The organism is Geminicoccus sp., assembly GCF_036263595.1.
In the GTDB taxonomy this organism is placed as follows: domain Bacteria; phylum Pseudomonadota; class Alphaproteobacteria; order Geminicoccales; family Geminicoccaceae; genus Geminicoccus.
On record NZ_DATAGQ010000150.1, the window covers coordinates 46,022 to 63,639 of the forward strand.

13 protein-coding genes are annotated in these 17,618 nt (G+C 68.4%); 4 read left to right on the forward strand and 9 right to left on the reverse strand.

Going from position 1 to position 17,618, the window contains the following annotated elements:
- The first annotated feature begins 43 nt into the window (after positions 1-43).
- Entirely contained in the window at positions 44-250 is a 207-nt protein-coding gene (locus VHL31_RS15760) for a hypothetical protein (RefSeq protein WP_329662182.1), read from the forward strand.
- Between the two features lie 73 nt (positions 251-323).
- On the opposite strand, the gene VHL31_RS15765 is transcribed toward VHL31_RS15760, so the two are convergent.
- Positions 324-1,814 carry a M1 family metallopeptidase gene (locus VHL31_RS15765; RefSeq protein ID WP_329662183.1) on the reverse strand — a complete coding sequence of 497 codons (1,491 nt, stop codon included), beginning with the start codon at positions 1,812-1,814 and terminating at the stop codon, positions 324-326.
- 242 nt (positions 1,815-2,056) lie between these two features.
- On the reverse strand, positions 2,057-2,572 hold the full coding sequence (locus VHL31_RS15770; protein WP_329662184.1) for an adenine phosphoribosyltransferase: 516 nt from the start codon (positions 2,570-2,572) through the stop codon (positions 2,057-2,059).
- Between VHL31_RS15770 and VHL31_RS15775 the strand changes: the two genes are divergently transcribed.
- Complete coding sequence (locus tag VHL31_RS15775) at positions 2,571-3,068, forward strand: DUF192 domain-containing protein (protein WP_329662185.1); 498 nt, start codon at positions 2,571-2,573, stop codon at positions 3,066-3,068. The genes VHL31_RS15770 and VHL31_RS15775 overlap by 2 nt on opposite strands.
- A 21-nt stretch (positions 3,069-3,089) precedes the next feature.
- Here the strand turns inward: VHL31_RS15775 and mbfA are convergent, their stop codons facing one another.
- The 4 genes from mbfA to gltX all read right to left on the reverse strand — a co-directional run bounded on the left by mbfA (position 3,090) and on the right by gltX (position 8,451).
- Positions 3,090-4,067 (reverse strand): iron exporter MbfA, encoded by a 978-nt coding sequence (mbfA, locus tag VHL31_RS15780; RefSeq protein ID WP_329662186.1) that lies wholly within the window; start codon positions 4,065-4,067, stop codon positions 3,090-3,092.
- Between the two features lie 148 nt (positions 4,068-4,215).
- Positions 4,216-5,418: a pyridoxal phosphate-dependent aminotransferase gene (locus VHL31_RS15785; protein ID WP_329662187.1), complete on the reverse strand. Its 1,203-nt coding sequence runs from the start codon at positions 5,416-5,418 to the stop codon at positions 4,216-4,218.
- Between the two features lie 123 nt (positions 5,419-5,541).
- Positions 5,542-6,846: a citrate synthase gene (locus VHL31_RS15790; protein WP_329662188.1), complete on the reverse strand. Its 1,305-nt coding sequence runs from the start codon at positions 6,844-6,846 to the stop codon at positions 5,542-5,544.
- Positions 6,847-7,023: 177 nt separating this feature from the next.
- Positions 7,024-8,451, reverse strand: a complete 1,428-nt coding sequence (gltX, locus tag VHL31_RS15795) for a glutamate--tRNA ligase (RefSeq protein WP_329662189.1) — start codon at positions 8,449-8,451, stop codon at positions 7,024-7,026.
- 87 nt (positions 8,452-8,538) lie between these two features.
- Here gltX and VHL31_RS15800 point away from each other — a divergent pair, with 87 nt between their 5' ends.
- Entirely contained in the window at positions 8,539-10,707 is a 2,169-nt protein-coding gene (locus VHL31_RS15800; protein ID WP_329662190.1) for a ComEC/Rec2 family competence protein, read from the forward strand.
- A 7-nt stretch (positions 10,708-10,714) separates the two neighbouring features.
- Complete coding sequence (locus VHL31_RS15805; RefSeq protein ID WP_329662191.1) at positions 10,715-12,010, forward strand: hypothetical protein; 1,296 nt, start codon at positions 10,715-10,717, stop codon at positions 12,008-12,010.
- 27 nt (positions 12,011-12,037) lie between these two features.
- Here VHL31_RS15805 and VHL31_RS15810 read toward each other — a convergent pair whose 3' ends face one another.
- From VHL31_RS15810 to VHL31_RS15820, 3 genes are all read right to left on the reverse strand, one after another.
- Complete coding sequence (locus tag VHL31_RS15810) at positions 12,038-12,958, reverse strand: phosphotransferase (protein WP_329662192.1); 921 nt, start codon at positions 12,956-12,958, stop codon at positions 12,038-12,040.
- A gap of 7 nt (positions 12,959-12,965) precedes the next feature.
- Entirely contained in the window at positions 12,966-15,374 is a 2,409-nt protein-coding gene (locus tag VHL31_RS15815) for an FAD-dependent oxidoreductase (RefSeq protein WP_329662193.1), read from the reverse strand.
- Positions 15,375-15,378: 4 nt separating this feature from the next.
- Positions 15,379-17,618, reverse strand: a 2,240-nt coding sequence (locus VHL31_RS15820) for an FAD-dependent oxidoreductase (protein ID WP_329662194.1), incomplete at its 5' end; no start/stop codon positions are given.

The window sequence follows — 17,618 nt, forward strand, 5'->3', positions numbered from 1 at the left end:
ACGGTGCTTCCGCCTGCGGCCTAAGAATGCTGGAGGATGCCTCATGGAGGCGGGAAGAACCACGCGCACGCTGGCAGCGCTGACGCTGCTCCTGGCGGTGGCGACCGCCTGCAGCGGCGGCTGCGAGGACGGAAGCACGTCCGCTAGCTGCAACGTCGGCAGCACCGGCTCGGGCGGAACGGGCGGCATGGGTGGCGCTACCGGCAGCAGTGGTAGCGCCAGTGGCAGCGGTGCCGGCGGTGGCGGCTAGATGAATACCCTCTCCGGCCATCCGCCCAGCCCGTCGTCCGGGCTTGTGGCCGGAGAGGAAGGGTCACCCTACGTCAGGGCGCCGCGGCCGCCACGCAGTGGTCGAGCCCGCTTGAGCGATGCGCCCCACCCTCGCAGCGAAGCCCCACGATGTCCGGCACCGGGACGGGTCCACTGCGCTGGGCGGCTGCCGCCATCGTCTGCGACGGCAGGGACGGCAAGGCCTGCTCGTATAGCCAGTCGTTCAGGAGCGAGCGCACGCCTGAGGTACGGCTGACCGAAACGGCCGTGTCGATGAAGTTCCGGGAGGTGGCGTTGCCGTCCCGGTACTTCTGCAGGAACGTCCGCAGGACCTTGTAGAAGGTCTTCTGCCCGACCTTCAGCTCCAGGGCATGGAGCGCCAGGGCGCCGCGCACGTAGGTGCGGTTGCTGAAGATCTGGTCGGGACGCTCGACCACGGCCGGCCCCAGCTTCACCCTTTGAGCGTAGGCATAGAGCGCCGCCATTTCCGCCTCGAAGGCGGCCCGGTTGCTGCGGTTTGGCCAGAGCGTCTCGAAATAGGTGGCCGCCCCCTCGGCGATCCAGAGATCCCGCCACTGGGCGACGGACACCGAATTGCCGAACCACTGGTGCGCCAGCTCATGGGCGACGATGGCCTCGTCGGCGGCTCCCACCGGGAAGGTCGACATCGCCTGGGTTTCCAGCGCGTAGTAGAGGGCCGGGTCGTCGACGACGACGCTGCCGTAGCCGTCGAACGGGTAGCGGCCGATCAGCTTCTCGAGATACGGGATCATTTCCCGGCTCTCGGCATAGCCCGCGATGTCTTCAGCTGGTGTCGCCGCCGTCGTGTAGAAACGCAGCGGAATGCCGTCCTTGGTCCTGGCCGTCGTGAGCTTGAACTTGTTGACGTGGACCGTCGCCAGCCAGGTCGTCATCGGGTCGCGCATGAGCCAGACGAAGCGCCGCTTGTCCCGCAGGCTGTCCTTCCTGACCAGCACGCCGTTGGCGACCGCCGTATAATCGGCTGGCACGGTAATGTCGAAGGTGAAGCTGGCCTTGTCGGTCGGCTCGTCGTTGGCCGGGTAGAAGGTCGAAGCCCCTACCGGCTCGCTCAGCGCATAGGTCGAGTTCTGGTACTTGAACCATCCCAGCAGATAGTCAGGATCGCCGGGCGCCGTCGGATCCTGGATCGGTACCGGCGTGCCGTCATAGGCGATCGCGACGACGAACTTCCTGCCCTTCGCAATGGGCGCCTTCGGCACGATCGTCAGCTTGTCGTTTGCTTGCGAGAAGCTGGCCCGCACCCCGTCGACCCGGACGCTGCTGACGTCGAGGCCGGCCAGGTCGAGCGTCATCCGCGACAGCCGCTGCTCCGCCCTGGCCAGCAGCTTGGCATACCCATCCAGGTGGTGGGGTGCCACGGAGACGTCGAGATCCAGGTCGTAATGGATGACGTCGTAGCCATCGTTTCCGAACGTCGGAAAGAATTCGTCGATCGCACTGGCCGGTCCCGAGGCGACCATGGCCGCCAAGGCCATGCCCGCGCCGGCGATGAAGGATCGCATACCCCGCTCCCTCTTGTTCTGCCGGAGCAGGCTAGGCCCATGGCATCGGAAGGGAAGCAGTAAATGTAGCAGAAACTCTGCTTGCGGCCAGAGGCGATACTTCCGCCTATCCGGAACTGGAACCCTGCCGACATTGCCCGCGCGCAGGACACGGGCGGCCGGAGCGGGACCAGCGGCGGCCCGACATTGGTCTCCGAGGACAAGACAGATGGCCAGCCTGACAACGTCCTGGCAGGCGTTCTTCATGCAGGGAAGGAGAGCACCGTATCCACCGGCACGCTGAGCTTGGCACGTCCGCCCAGCCCATCAAGCTCGATCAGGAACACGGCACCCACCGGGTCGGCACCGACCTTGCGCAGGAGCTGCAGGGATGCCTCGGCCGTCCCGCCCGTCGCGATCAGGTCGTCGATCAGCACGACCCGGGCGCCCTGGGGGATCAGGTCCTCGACGATCTGGACGGTATCGCTGCCATATTCCAGGTCGTAGGCGTGGCTGACCACGGCCCCAGGCAGCTTGCCCACTTTACGAACCATGACGAAGCCGCGATCCATGTGCAGCGCCAAGGGCGCTGCGAAGATGAAGCCCCGGCTTTCGATGCCTACGAGCACGTCCGGCCGGTACTTTGCGGCGAGCGCCCCCATCTGCTCGATGGCTGCCCTGTAGGCGGCCTGGTTCGCGAGCAGGGTCGAGATGTCGTAGAAGAGGATACCGGGCTTGGGAAAATCGGGGACTTTGCGGATGTGGGCGGAGATATCCATGGGTGGCGGGTCCGTGGCTTGGGCGGCTCGCATCGTTGCCAGAGCCCTGTCCTGTGGTAAAGCCACCCTCCTCCTCGTGGTTCTGCTCCAGCTGCCGTTCACGGCGGCGGCCATGGACCGGGCCGAGCTGGTCATCCAGACCCGGCAGGGCTCGCTCACCTATTTCGTCGAGGTGGCGCGCACCGCCGCGGAACGCTCGCAGGGCCTGATGTACCGCAAGGAGTTGCCCAGGGACCACGGCATGCTGTTCGATTTTGGGCGCGAACAGCCCGTCTCCTTCTGGATGAAGAACACGCCGCTCTCGCTGGACCTCCTGTTCATCGACGGCAAGGGGGAGATCGTCCGGATCGCCGAGCGTGCCGAGCCCTTCTCCCAGGACCTCATCCCGTCCACCCGCCCGGTCCGCTATGTGCTGGAGATCATTGGCGGATCGTCGGAAAGTCGTGGCATCAGGGTCGGCGACCGGCTGGGCGGCCCGCTGTTCGGCCCCTCCTGAGCGGGAGCAGGCGCCGGGCCGTCAGGCGGTGCCGATCAGCACGCCCGCGGCGAACACCAGGGAGCCGCCTAGCACGACCTGCAGGGCAGCGCGCCAGAACGGCGTGTCCATGTAGCGGTTCTGCACCCAGGCGATGGCCCAAAGCTCGAAGAACACCACGACGAAGGCGATGATGGTCGCTGTCCAGAACTCGGGGATCAGGTAGGGCAACGCATGCCCGAGCCCACCCAGCGCCGTCATCACCCCCGAGGCGATGCCGCGCTTGAGCGGCGAGCCGCGACCGGAGATGGCGCCGTCATCGGAGGCAGCTTCGGTGAAGCCCATGGAGATCCCGGCCCCGACCGAGGCCGCAAGGCCGACGATGAAGGTCTGCCAGGTATTCCCGGTGGTGAAGGCTGCCGCGAAGATCGGCGCCAGCGTGGACACCGAGCCGTCCATCAGGCCCGCCAAGCCCGGTTGCACCCAGGTCAGCACGAACTGCCGGTGCGCCTCGGCATCCTCCCCGGCACGGGCGGGAGCTGGAAGATGCTCTTCCTGCAGCCTGTCCCAGGTAGCTTCATGGCCGGATTCGGCAGCGCTCAGCCAGTCGAGCAGTTGGCGGGTCCCGGCATCGCTGGTCCGCTGCGCAGCCCGCAGGTAGAAGTCGCGCGCCTCCGTTTCCATCCGCGCCGCCTCGGTCCGGATCCGCGCCAGCCCGAGATTCTCCACGAGCCAGACCGGGCGCCGGTTGTAGAAGCCCGCCACATGCTCCCGCCGGATCAGGGGAATGACCTCGCCGAACCGCCGGCGATGCTCCTCGATCAGCCGGGACCGGTGCTGGTCCTCTTCGGCCGCCATCGCCTCGAACGTGTCGGCCGAGCCCGGATAGTCATGGCGCAGGCGCTGCGCGTACCAGCGATAGATCCGCGCATCGTCCTCCTCCGAGGAAATCGCCAGCGCCAGCACTTCCTGTTCGGACAGGTCGGCAAAGCGTCGCCGCTGCGAGATGCCTGGGATCATCGCCCCGTCCCCAGGCCGCCAAGGAAATCGAATCGCATGCGGGCACCTTCTTTAGAACTCTTCTAAAGATAGTGCCGGGCGCGGTCGGGGAGAAGTGCCGCAAGGGACGGAGCCGGGCGGTTCGGCCCCGCACCCCTTCGCAAGGTTGTCAGCGCAACTCGGCGCAGGCCTTCTGGATGCGCGCGCACGCATCTTCCAGCACATGCGTCGCGGTCGCGTAGGAGATCCGGAAGTAGGGGTCGAGGCCGAACGCGCTGCCATGCACGACCGCCACGCCCACGCCTTCCAGCAGGTAGCGGGCGAATTCCTCGCTGGACTGGATGACCTGCCCGCCAGGCGTCGTCTTGCCGATCACGCCCTGGCAGGACGGATACACGTAGAAGGCCCCTTCCGGCTTGTGGCAGCTCAGGCCCGGCGCCTCGTTGAGCTTCGCCACCACCATGTCGCGGCGCTGCCGGTAGACCTCGTTGCGCTCCGGCAGGAAGGACAGGTCGCCTTCCAGGGCCGCCACCGCCGCCGCCTGGCTGATCGAGCTGGGGTTCGACGTGCTCTGCGACTGGATCGTGCCCATCGCCTTGATCAGATGCTTGGGCCCGCCGGCATAGCCAATCCGCCAGCCGGTCATCGCGAAGGACTTGGACACGCCGTTGCAGGTGAGCGTGCGGTCGATGAGCGCCGGCTCGACCTGGGCCGGCGTGGCGAACTCGAACCCGTCATAGACGAGATGCTCGTACATATCGTCGGTCATGACATGGACATGCGGGTGCTTCACCAGCACGTCGGTGAGCGCCTTCAGCTCGGCTGCGGTATAGGCGCTGCCGGTCGGATTGCTCGGCGAGTTCAGCACCAGCCACTTGGTCCGCGGCGTGATCGCCCGCTCCAGATCGCCGGCCAGCAGCTTGAAACCGTGCTGTTCCAGGCAGGGCACGAACACGGGCGTGCCACCGGCCAGCAGCACCATGTCGGGGTAGCTCACCCAGTAGGGTGCTGGGATCACGACCTCGTCGCCGGCGTTCAGTGTCGCCATGAACGCGTTGTAGAGCACCTGCTTGCCGCCCGTGCCGACCGTGATCTGGTCGGCAGCGTAAGTCAGCCCGTTCTCGCGCTGGAACTTGGCGACGATCGCCTTCTTCAGGCGCGGCGTCCCGTCCACCGCCGTGTACTTGGTCTCGCCGCGGGTGATCGCGTCGATCGCCGCCGACTTAATATGGTCCGGCGTGTCGAAGTCCGGCTCGCCGGCCGCCAGTCCGATCACGTCCCGGCCCTGGGCCTGGAGCTCGCGGGCGAGGTTGGTGATCGCGATGGTCGGCGAGGGCTTGATCCGGCCCAGAGCCGCGGAGATGAAAGCCATGGGAAGTACCCGAGCGTAGTCGGAACGGTTTTGCCGGCTGCATCTAGCAGGCAATCGCCGTCCTTCCCACCCCCGGGGCGATCGAAGAACTGCGCCGGCACACAGATCCGGCGCAGCTGTCACTCAGCCGCGCTGGTCGAGCGGCACGAACGGGCGCTTGTCGTAGCCCATGTAGAGCTGGCGCGGACGGCCGATCTTCTGCTCGGGGTCCTGGATCATCTCGTCCCACTGCGCGACCCAACCCACCGTGCGGGCCAGGGCGAAGATGGCGGTGAACATCTTGGACGGGATGCCCAGCGCTTCCAGGATGATGCCCGAATAGAAGTCGACGTTCGGGAACAGCTTGCGCTTGACGAAGTAGTCGTCGCTGAGCGCGATCCGCTCCAGCTCGCGCGCAATCGCGAGCAGCGGGTTGTTGGACTTGCCGAGCTGGGCCAGCACCTGGTCCGCGCTCTCCTTTAGGACCTGCGCACGCGGATCGTAATTCTTGTAGACCCGGTGGCCGAAGCCCATCAGCCGGGCCTGGCTGTCCTTGTCCTTGGCCTTCTCGATGAACTCAGGAATCCGCGAGGGATCGCCGATCTCGCGCAGCATGGTCAGCACCGCCTCGTTGGCCCCGCCATGGGCAGGCCCCCACAAGGCCGCGATGCCGGCCGCGATCGCCGCATAGGGGCTGGCCCCGGTCGAGCCCACCAGCCGCACCGTGGAGGTCGAGGCGTTCTGCTCGTGGTCGGCGTGGAGGATGAAGATCCGGTCCAGCGCCTTGGCATGCACCGGGTCGACCTCGTAGCGCTCGCACGGCACCGAGAACATCATGTGCAGGAAGTTCTCGGCATAGGAGAGGTCGTTGCGCGGGTACACGAAGGGCTGGCCGACCGTGTACTTGTACGCCATCGCCGCGATCGTCGGCAGCTTCGCGATCAGCCGGTGCGTCGCGATCATCCGGTGGCGCGGGTCCTCGACGTGCAGGTCCTCGTAGTAGAAGGCCGACAGCGCGCCCACCACGCCGATCATCACCGCCATCGGATGGCTGTCGCGGCGGAAGCCGCGGAACAGGAAGTGGATCTGTTCGTGCAGCATCGTATGGTAGGTGATGTCGCTGACGAACTTGGCCTTTTCCGATGCCGTCGGCAGTTCGCCGTTCAGCAGCAGATGACAGACCTCCAGGTAGTCGCTCTTCGTGGCGAGGTCCTGGATCGTGTAGCCGCGGTGGAGCAGGACGCCTTCGTCGCCGTCGATATAGGTGATCTTGGAGGTGGTGCTGGCCGTCGACGTGTAGCCGGGATCGTAGGTGAACATCCCGGTGGCCGCGTAGAGCTTGCGGATGTCGATGACGTTCGGTCCCAGCACGCCGCCCAGCACCGGCAGTTCCGCCGTCTTGCCGTCCGGCGTGGTCAACGTCGCCGACTTGCCGGTTGAAGCTGTCATCGAGCTCTCCTCATGGACATCCTGCGTATCACGACAACGGTGGCCGCGGTTCTCGCCACCGCTGGCAACCTCGATTTCCATGGCTGTTGGCTGGATCGCGGCCGACAGGCATCGGCCGCTCAAAGGGGCTACGGCATCCTGCTGCGAAACAGCCGAGCCTGCCTTCGGTTTCCGCGCCTATTGCCGTGCCTTCTTCTCCCCGTTGCGGCCCTGGGCCGCATCGTCCAGTCGCGCCACCACCTCGTCCTTGCCGAGCACGGCCATGACCTCGAATAGCCCGGGCGATACCGTAGAGCCAGTGAGCGCCACGCGCAGCGGCTGTGCGAGTTTGCCGAAGCCGACGCCCACCTGTTCGGCATGCTGCCGGCAGGCGGCTTCCAGCGCGGCCTCGCTCCACTCCTCGACATCGGCCAGCTTCGGCGCGATCGCGGCCAGGCGCTGGCGCGCCGCCTCGTCCAGGATCTTCACCGCATCGTTCGCGATCCGGATCGGCCGCGGCTCGACATAGAAAGCAGCCGCCTCGGCCAGTTCGTTCAGCGTCCGGCAGCGCGCCTTCAGCCCGGCCATCCCGGCGGCCAGCCGCCGGTGGCCGGTGGCATCCAGCGAGAAGCCTTCCGCCTGGATCAGCGGCTCGATCATCCCGATCAGGTCCTCCTCGCTGCGCTCGCGCAACCAGTGCGCGTTCAGCGACGTCAGCTTCTGCATGTCGAAGCGCGACGGCGAGCGGCCGACCTGGCTCATGTCGAACCACTGGACCGCCTGCTCGGTTGAGATCACGTCGGCATCGCCATGCGACCATCCCAGGCGCATCAGGTAGTTGCGCATGGCCTCGGGCAGCATGCCCATGTCGCGGTAGGCCTCGATGCCGAGCGCCCCGTGCCGTTTGCTGAGCTTGGCGCCATCCGGCCCGTGGATCAGCGGGATATGCCCGAAGACCGGCGGCTCCACGCCCATGGCCCGGTAGAGCTGCACCTGCCGGAAGGTGTTGGTCAGGTGGTCGTCGCCGCGGATCACATGGGTGATGCCCATGTCCGCGTCGTCGACCACGACCGAGAGCATGTAGGTGGGGGTGCCGTCGCCGCGCAGCAGCACCATGTCGTCGAGCTGGGCATTCGGCACGGTCACCTCGCCCTGCACCATGTCGTGGACCGTCGTCTCACCGGTCTGCGGCGCCCGCAGGCGCACCACCGGCTTCACGTCCTTGGGCGCCAGCGCCGGGTCCCTGTCCCGCCAGGTCCCGTCATAGCGGGGCTGGCGGCCCTCGGCCCGGGCCTTGGCCCGCATCGCCTCCAGTTCCTCTTGCGTGGACCAGCAATGATAGGCCTTGCCCTCGCTCATCAACATTTGCGCGATATCGGCATGACGGGCCGCCCGCGCGAACTGGAAGACCGGCTCGCCGTCCCAGTCCAGCCCGAGCCAGCGCAGGCCCTCGAAGATCTTCTCGATCGCATCGTCCGTGCTGCGCGCCCGGTCGGTGTCCTCGATGCGCAGCAGGAACTTGCCCCCCTTGGACCGGGCGAACAGCCAGTTGAACAGCGCCGTGCGCGCTCCGCCGATGTGGAGATAACCTGTAGGCGAAGGGGCAAAGCGGACGACTACACTCATAGTTGATATCCTACAGCGCACGCGTTAACCAAAGGGTTGATGCGGCGGCGAATTGCGCCTCGCGCTTTAGCACGGGGACGCTCGCACGTGCAGCAACGTCGGCAGGCTTGGTGGGCGATGCGCTCGCCCGGCACCTGGGGGCCTCCCTGGCCGCCGGCCGCACGGTCTGCCAACCTCCTGCGCGACCTCCTTCTCGCCGAACGGCACCGCTGGGCGCTGTGGACTCCGGTGCTGATGGGCGGCGGCGTGCTGCTCTACCTGAGCCCGGCCACCGAGCCCGCTCCCTTCCTTGCAACCCTGGCCCTCGCGACGGTCCTGGCCGGGCTGGGCTGCGCCGTCCTGGCCCTGCTCGCCGACCGCGCCGCCCTGGCCACGCTCTGCATCCTGCTGGCTGCCCTTCCCGCCGGCTACCTGGTCGCAGCCTGGCGGACGGCGGCAGTCACGACGGTCTCCCTATCCCGCCCGGCCTCGCTCGACATCGAAGGCCGCGTCGTCATGGTCGAGGGCCGCGAGCGCGGCCACCGGCTCACCCTGGATTCGATCGCCGTGCGGGATCGCGAGCTGGACCAGGTGCCGGGCCGCGTCCGCATCGGCGTCGCCAAGGGGGCGGACCAGATCCAGCCGGGGGACCGGATCCTGGTCAGGGCCCGCCTGGAAGCGCCGCAACCGCCCTCCCTGCTTGGCGAGTATGACTGGGCGCGCGATGCCTGGTTCCAGGGATTGGGTGCCGTCGGCTGGTCGCTGGGCACCCCGACACTGCTCCAGGCGGGAGACGGCGAGGCCGGCTTGGCGCTGCAGGTGGAATCCCTGCGCACCGCCCTCACCGCGCGGATCGCCGCCGCCACGCCCGGGCCAGGTGGTGCCGTCGCGGCGGCGCTGGTGACGGGGCATCGGGGTGCGGTGGACGACCAGATCTGGCAGGACATGCAGCAGTCCGGCCTGGCGCATCTCATCTCGATCTCCGGCCTGCACTTCACGCTCGTCGCCGGTGTCGTCTTCTTCCTGGCCAGGTGGGGCCTGGGCCTCCTGCCCGCCGTCTGCCTGCGCCTGCCGGCCCAGAAGGGCGCGGCCCTCGCGGCGATCCTCGCCTGTGCGTTCTACCTGGTCATCTCCGGCGCGTCCGTGCCGGCCCAGCGCTCGTTCGTTATGGCGACCGTCGTGTTCACGGCGATCCTGGTCGACCGCGACCCGATCTCGCTGCGCCTGCTGGCGCTGGCCGCCATCGCCGTGCTGGCGGTCGCACCACAGAGCCTGCTGGGCCCCTCCTTCCAGCTCACCTTCGCCGCCATGGTCGCCCTGATCGCCCTGTTCGAGGCGCTGGCGCGGCGCCGGGCGGCGCTACCCTCGTCCCCCAAGGGGCCCGTGCGCCAGGTGGCCGACTACCTAGCCGGCATCGCTTCCACCACGGTCGTCGCCACGATCGCCACGGCACCGTTCGGCGCCTGGCATTTCGGCACGGTCGCCAGCTGGGGCGTGGTCGCGAACATGCTGGCGATCCCGCTCACCTCCTTCGTCGTCATGCCGGCTGCCGTGCTGGGCATCGTGCTCCTGCCGCTGGGCCTCGACCAGCTGGCCTTCACGGTCATGGGCCGGGGAGTCGAGGTCGTCCTGGCGACCGCCGCCATGGTGGCCAGCTGGCCGCACGCCAACGTCGCCATCCCCGGCATGAGCGCACCCTGCGTGGCGCTGGTCGTGGCGGGGGGACTGTGGCTGGCGATCTGGCAGGGGCGGTGGCGGCTCGCGGGTGCGCCGGTGGCACTGGCGGGATTGCTGCTGGCCCTGGTCGGCGAACCGCCCCGAATGTTCGTCGCACCCGATGCCATGGTCGCCGGCGGCTGGACCGATGACGGCCGGCTGGTCCGCACGTCCGGGTCCCTGGACGGCCGGGTCGGGGATGCCTGGCGCACCCGCACCGGTGCCACCGGCCGGCTGGCCAAGTGGCAGGCGGCCGCCCCCGGGTCGAACTCGCCCTGCGACGGCATCGGCTGCACGGCCAGCCTGGCCGGGCACCTTGTGGCCGTGCTCACCGGGCCGGGCGATGCCGGCGATGATTGTCGCCATGCGAGCCTGGTCATCGACCTCGTGGCCGAGCGCCGCTGCCCGCCGCCGGTCCTGTTCCTGGGCCGCCGGCAGTTGCGCGCGGCCCAGGGGCTGGAGATCGACCTGAGCGGGCCGGCGCCGGTCGTCTCCACCGTCGCCGAGAGCCGCGGCGACCGGCCCTGGACGCAGCGTTCTCCTATCCGACCGCAACCTTGAGCCCCGGATGACGAAGATGCCGCAACTCATCGAGCGATCTGTCCGGCCCGCATGGATGCCGCGACGGGCCCGGCTTCGCACGGTCGACCTGATGACGGCGCTGCTGGTGGCCTCCGGCCTGGCCACGATCGGTGCGGCGACCCTGGCCGCCTACCGACACGGCACGCCGCCGGCAGCGCCGAGCCTGGAGGTGGCGGATTCCCTGGCGGTATTGCGCCAGACCTTCGGCTATGACGGCGTCGCGCTGGAACTCGACCGGCTGCGCCACGGAACGGACGCGCAGGCGACCCAGAACCTGATGCGGAGCCTTCGCGCCGCCCGTGCCGCGATCGGGTTGCTCCGCAAGGAGCTGGCCGACAGCGACGCCGAGGCCGGGCGCGCGCTCGACCAGCTGGAATCGGCCAACCGCCGGCTGGAGACGGTGCTGCATGCCGGCCAGGACGGGCTCCCGGCATCGATCGTCGACTTGCCCGTGCTGGAACCCTTGTTCGTGCTGGACAGGTCGACCGAGGCACTCGAGGAAGCTGTCTTCCGGCAGGATGGCAGCCGGGTCGAGCACATGCTCTGGCTGACCGCCGCCGCCGCCGCCCTGCTGGCCACGAGCGGCCTGTTGCTGGCGGGCTGGACCCGCCTGACCGTGCTGACGCCCCTGCACCGGCTGGCCGCCGATCTCGCCCAAGACAGCCGCAGCGTCGTCGAACAGTTCCGACACCGCCGCGACGAGTTCGGCACGCTCGCCCGCCTGATCCCGGACCGGGCCTCACCCGGCCAACCCGTGGCTGCCGAGGAGCGCGAGTTGCGCACGATGCTGCAGGACCACGCCGGCATGCTGGAACGAACCCGCGACCTGCTGGAAGAACTTGCCCGGCAACGCACGAACGAACCCGAGCCGATTCCCGTCGCTTCGGCCTCGGCCACGCCTCTCGTCATCCACGGCCAGGACATCCCGGCCGCGGAGGACGGACGCGCGAACGACACGAACGAACCCGAGCCGCCGGTCCCGGCGACACCGCTGGTGCTCACCGCCACCATGCCCTGGCCGCCGATGGAGAAGCCTGCCGCGGTCACGAACGAACCCAAGCCGGCGCGGACCGAGATGCTTCATTCGATCGTGGAGATGGTCGCAAAGGAGCAGATCCGCCGCCATCGCGGCGAGCCGGCCGGCCAGACGGCCTTGGCTGCCTCGAACCAGGACGACCAGCTGATGGCGACCCTGGTCGACCGGGTGCTGGCACGGCTGGATCAGGTCACCGAGCGGGTTAACCTCAAGCAGGCGCCGAGCGAAACCCGCCGTGCCTCCTGACCTGTACAGGGGCGCATGGCGCGCGCCTTATCGCCCCGGACCGGCGTGGACCGCGCGGAGCTGATCCCGGAAGCCCGGACTGTCCATCAGCCGCCGGCAGCGCTCGAAGCGCCGGATGGCATAGGCCCAGAAATCGTCGGCCGGGTTGCCGTCGGTGTGCTGGATCAGGCCCCAGAGCGTCCAGAGCAGGTCGCACATGGCCTTGTAGATGACCATCCTGCCGCGATCGAAGTCATCAATCCTACCATCGAAGTAGGCAGCCAGTAGACGCTCGTCCATGGCAGGGTCAAATTCTCCTTCAACGGACAGGTCGCCCAGGTCCCACATTGGGTCGTTGACGCCCGAATACTCCCAGTCGACGATCCACATCTTGCGGCCGTCATCCAGGAAGTTCTCGCACAAGGGATCACAGTGGCAGGCCGTCAGCGGAAGCTCGTGCCGCGTCAGTGCTTCCCGTACCGCACCGGATTCGGCTACCACTTGGTGATAACCGTCCGGCAGCACCGCCCCCCGCTGCGCCAGCACCTCCAGATACTGGTCGATCATCGCGAACAGCTCGAAGCGGAACTCGAAGCCCCTGGCCTCCGCATGCAGTTGCCGCAGCGCCCGCGCCGCCCGTTCCACCGCCCCCTCGATCGAGCGGAACCCTTCCGGGCTCATGGTGACGGTGTCCTCAATGAGCCGGGTCACCGTCACCCCGTCCGCACCCGCATGAATGAGTGCCGGCGCCACCCCCGCCTCGGCGGCTGCCCGCGCATTCGTCGCTTCGACGCGCCGGTCGATATAATCCTCGGTCCCCTTGCCCGGCAGGCGCAGGCACCAGCTCTCCCGTTCGCCTGCCACCTCGAACACGAGGTTAGTGAGGCCACCCAGCCGCCGGAGCCTGGCGTCGCCCGGCAGGCCCAGATCGGCCAGCGCGGCCCTGGCCTTGGCCAGCTCGTCGCTCATGTCCGCCTCACATCCTGAGCCGCTGGCCGCGCGGATCGTACAGCGAGCGCGAGCCGCGCGCCGCCGGCCAGGCCACGCCATAGGCCTCGATGGTGAACGCCGCCCCGTCCGGGAGCCCGGTCGGCAGGTATGCCATGGCGATCGTGCGCCCGACCGTGTGCCCGTACCCGGCACTCGTGGTCGTCCCCACAGCCCGCCCGTCCACCAGGACCGCCTCGCCGCCGATCAGCGGCGCGAACCCCTCGGTCGTCAGCGTCGCCAGCCGCCGCGGCGGCCCTTCCTCCCTGATCCGCTGGAGCGCCTGCCGGCCGAGGAACTCGCCCTTGTCGAGCGCGACCGCAAAGCCCAGGCCCGCCGCATACGGGTCGATGTCCGGCGTCACCTCGCTCGACCAGTAGACATAGCCCTTCTCGAGCCTGAGCGATTCGATCGCCCGGTAGCCGACATCGGCCACGCCGAAGGCTTCTCCTGCCGTCCGCAGCCGCTCGTAGACATGCGCCGCATGTTCGACCGGCACATGCAGCTCATAGCCGAGTTCACCCACATAGCCGACCCGTGCTGCGAACGCACGACCGAGGCTGATCTCGATCGACTTGCCCATGAGATAGGGCAGCGCCTCGTTCGACACGTCGTCGTCGGTCACCTGCTGCAGCACCGCCCGCGCCTGCGGCCCGACCAGGTCGATCACCGCAAGCGAGCCGGTTATGTCCCGCAGGCTCACGCTGCCAGGCAGATGCCGTTGCAGCCAGGCGCCGTCCCGCGTGCCGAACTGGCTGCCGGTCACGACATAGAACCGGTCCTCGTCCAGCCGCATGATCGTCAGGTCGGCTTCGATCCCGCCGCGCTCGTTGCAGCACTGCGTATAGGTGCAGGCGCCGACCGGCCGGTCCAGATCGTTCGCCGCGACACGCTGCAGACCCGCCAGTGCCTCCTTGCCGCTCACCTCGAACTTGGAGAACGAGGTCAGGTCGATCAGGGCGACACGTTCGCGAACCGCCCGATGCTCCTCGGCCACCGCCTCGAACCAGCCGGGCTTCTCCAGGAAGCTTGGCCGCTCCCCCGCCTTGCTGCCAGGCCGCTTGAACCAGTTCGGCCGCTCCCAGCCGGCCTTCGACCCGTACTGCGCGCCGTTTGCCTTCAGCACGTCGTAGAGCGGGCTTCGCCTGGACCCGCGGGCACTCTCCAGCTCCTCCACGGGCCAGTGGATCGCATAGTAGTTTCCGTAGGCCTCGCTGCTTCTGGCTGCGAGATAGTGCCGGTTGGCCTGCTGGACCGAGAACCGCCGGATGTCGAACGGCCACAGGTCCATGCCTGGATCACCTTCCGTGATCCAGTTCGCCATGGCCAGGCCAGCCCCACCCGACGCGGCGATGCCGGCCGTGAACCCGCAGGCCACGAAGAAATTGTCCAGCTCGGGCGCCAGCCCCATGACCGGCTCGCCGTCCGCCGAGACCGGGATCGGGCCGTTGATGAGCGTCTGGATGCCGACCGTCTCCAGGACCGGCAGCCGCTCCGCCGCTCCCAGCGCGATCGGCTCGAACCGGTCGAAGTCGGACGCGAACAGCTCCCGCCCGAACGCGAACGGCACGCCTTCCCGCCAGCAGGCCGGAGCTCCCTTCTCCCACCCGCCAATGGCGAATGCGCGCACGTCCGGCTTCAGGTAGAAGATCCGGTCAGGGTCGCGGAAGGTCGGAAGATCCCTCGGCAGGTCGAGCTTCTTCTCGGTCACCATGTACTGGTGCTCGACGGCACCCGCGGCGATCGCCACGCCGGCCATCTCGCCCACCCGCTTGGCCCAGATCCCAGCACAGTTGACCACGATCTCGCAGGCGATCCGCCCCTGGTCGGTCAACACCGCCTGGATCCGCCGTCCCGCCTTCTCCAGGCCCGTGACCAGGACGCCCTCGCGGATCCGTACCCCCTGCCGGCGCGCCACGGCGGCGAAGGCCTGGGTCAGCCCGTTCGGGTCGATATAGCCGTCCGACGGGATCCAGGCCGCCCCGACCACGCCGTCCGTCGTCATGAACGGAAAGCAGCGCTGCCCCTCCTCGCCCGAGATCTCGTAGGCCTCGAAGCCGAACCCCTTGGCCTGGGTCAGCGAGCGGCGGATCTCGGCCATCCGCTCTTGGCTGGACGCGATCCGCACGGAGCCCGTCTTGCGCCAGTCGATCGCCTGCCCGGCCTCCGCTTCCAGCCTGTCGAAGACGGCGACCGAATTCTGCATGAGCCGGGTCAGGTTCTTCTTCGAGCGCAGCTGCCCCACCAGCCCCGCCGCATGCCAAGTCGAGCCGTGCGTCAGCTGGGCCTTCTCCAGCAGCAGCACGTCCCGCTCGCCGGCTTGCGCCAGGTGATAGGCGATCGAGCAGCCGATGGCGCCGCCACCGATGATCACGATCCGCGCCTGGGTCTCGTTCATGAGCTCACGCCTTCACGCGCAGCGCGCGCGGATCATAAGGTGGATCGAGGAACCCTCGTGCCGGCACGCGCTCGCTCGCCACTTCCAGCTCGTATGAGCCGGACAGCACGAAGTCCGTCGTCACCCCCTCCTCGGGCCGCCTGACATAGCCATAGCCGATCGGCTTGCCGATCGTGTGGCCGAACCCGCCGCTGGTCAGCCACCCCACCCGTTCGCCATCCCGGTAGATCGTCTCCCGGCCGAGCAGCACGACCTCGGGATCGTCGACCGTGAACCCGGCCAGCATGCGCGGCAGGGGCTTGGACTGCTGGGCGACCAGGGCCTCGCGGCCGAGGAACGGGTGGTTGGTCTTGAGCTTTACCGCAAAGCCCAGGCCCGCCATCAGCGGTGAGTGGTCCGGGCCGATGTCGGACCCCCAGGCGCGATAGCCCTTCTCCAGCCGGAGCGTCTCGACGGCCCGGTAGCCGGCCTGCGCGATCCCATGCGTTTCACCGGCCGCCATCAGGGCGTCGTAGAGCGAGGCCGCGAACTCCACCGGCACATGCAGCTCCCAGCCGAGCTCACCGACATAGGTTACCCGAAGCGCCAGCACGGGCGCCCCGGCGACCGGGATCCGCCGAGCCCGACCAAAGGGAAAGGCCTCGTTCGACAGGTCTTCCCTGGTCAGCGACTGCAGGACGTCCCTGGCCTTCGGGCCCATCAGCGAGAACACGGCCTGGCTGGAGGTGACGTCGATCAGCTTCGCATCCGCATCGGCCGGGATGTTGCGGCGGATCCAGTCGAAATCGTGGGTGGCAAAGCCGGTGCCGGTGACGATGTAGAACTCGTCCTCCGCCAAGCGAGCCACCGTCAGGTCGCACTCGATGCCGCCCTTGGCGTTCAGCATCTGGGTGTAGACCAGCCTGCCCGGCGGCTTCGTCACGTCATTGGCGCAGATCCAGGAGAGCGCCCTTTCGGCATCGCGGCCGGCCAGCAGGAACTTCGCGAAGCTGGTCTGGTCGATCAGCACGACCCGCTCCCGGCAAGCCCGGTGCTCCCGTGCAACCGCCTCGAACCAGTTGGGACGGCCATAGGTGTAGACGTCCTTCGCTGTCTCGCCCGCGGCCGCGAACCAGTTCGGCCGCTCCCAGCCCAGCTTTTCGCCAAAGCAGGCGCCAGCCGCCTTCAGCCGCTCGTAGATGGGCGAGCGGCGCAGGGGCCGGCCGCTCTCGTGCTCCTCGGACGGCCAAGCCATGGTGTAGTGCTTGCCATAGGCTTCCAGCGTCCGCGTGCGCACCCAGTCCGGGTCGAAATGCGGCCGGCCGAACCGGCGGATGTCCACCGGCCAGAGATCGTAGGGCGGCTTGCCGTTCCTCACCCATTCCGCCAGCGCCATGCCGGCACCGCCGCCAGAGGCGATGCCGAAGGCGTTGAAGCCGGCACCTACGAACAGGCCGCGCAACTCCGGCGCCTCGCCCAGGATGAAGTTGCCGTCGGGCGTGAAGCTTTCCGGCCCGTTGATCAGCTGCTTGATCCCGGCCGTCTGCAGCGCCGGCACGCGACCCAGCGCCAGCTCCACGATCGGCTCGAAATGGTCCCAGTCCGACGCGAGGAGCTGGAACTCGAACTGCTCGGGCACCTCGAGTTCCCATGGGATCGGGTTCGGCTCGTAGCCGCCCATCACCAGCCCACCCACTTCCTCCTTGTAATAGGTCAGGCGGTCGGGATCGCGCAGGGTCGGCAGGTTCGGCGTGACGCCCTCGATGGCCTCCGTGATCATGTACTGGTGCTGGACCGCCACGAGCGGGACGTTGACCCCGACCTTGCGGGCGAGCTGGCGGGTCCATTGGCCGCAGCACAGCACCAGCTTCCCGCAGGCGATGGTACCCTCATCGGTGACCACGCCGGCCACCCGCCCGCTGCTGGTCAGGATGTCCCGGACCGCCACATTCTCCCGGATCGCGACGCCGCTGTGCCGGGCCCCGGTCGCCAGGGCCTGGACGATGTCGCTGGGGCTGGCCTGCCCATCCGTCGGCAGGAACGCTGCGCCCACGACGTCGTCCACGGCCATCAGTGGCCAAAGCTCCTGGGCCTCCTTCGGCGTCAGGAGATGCATCTCCAGGCCGAACGAATGCGCCGTGGTCGCCTGGCGCCGCACCTCCGTCCACCGCTCGGCGTTGCAGGCCAGGCGCAGGCCGCCATTGCGCTTCCAGCCGGTGGCATGGCCCGTCTCCGCCTCGAGCCGGTCATAGAGCGCCACCGAGT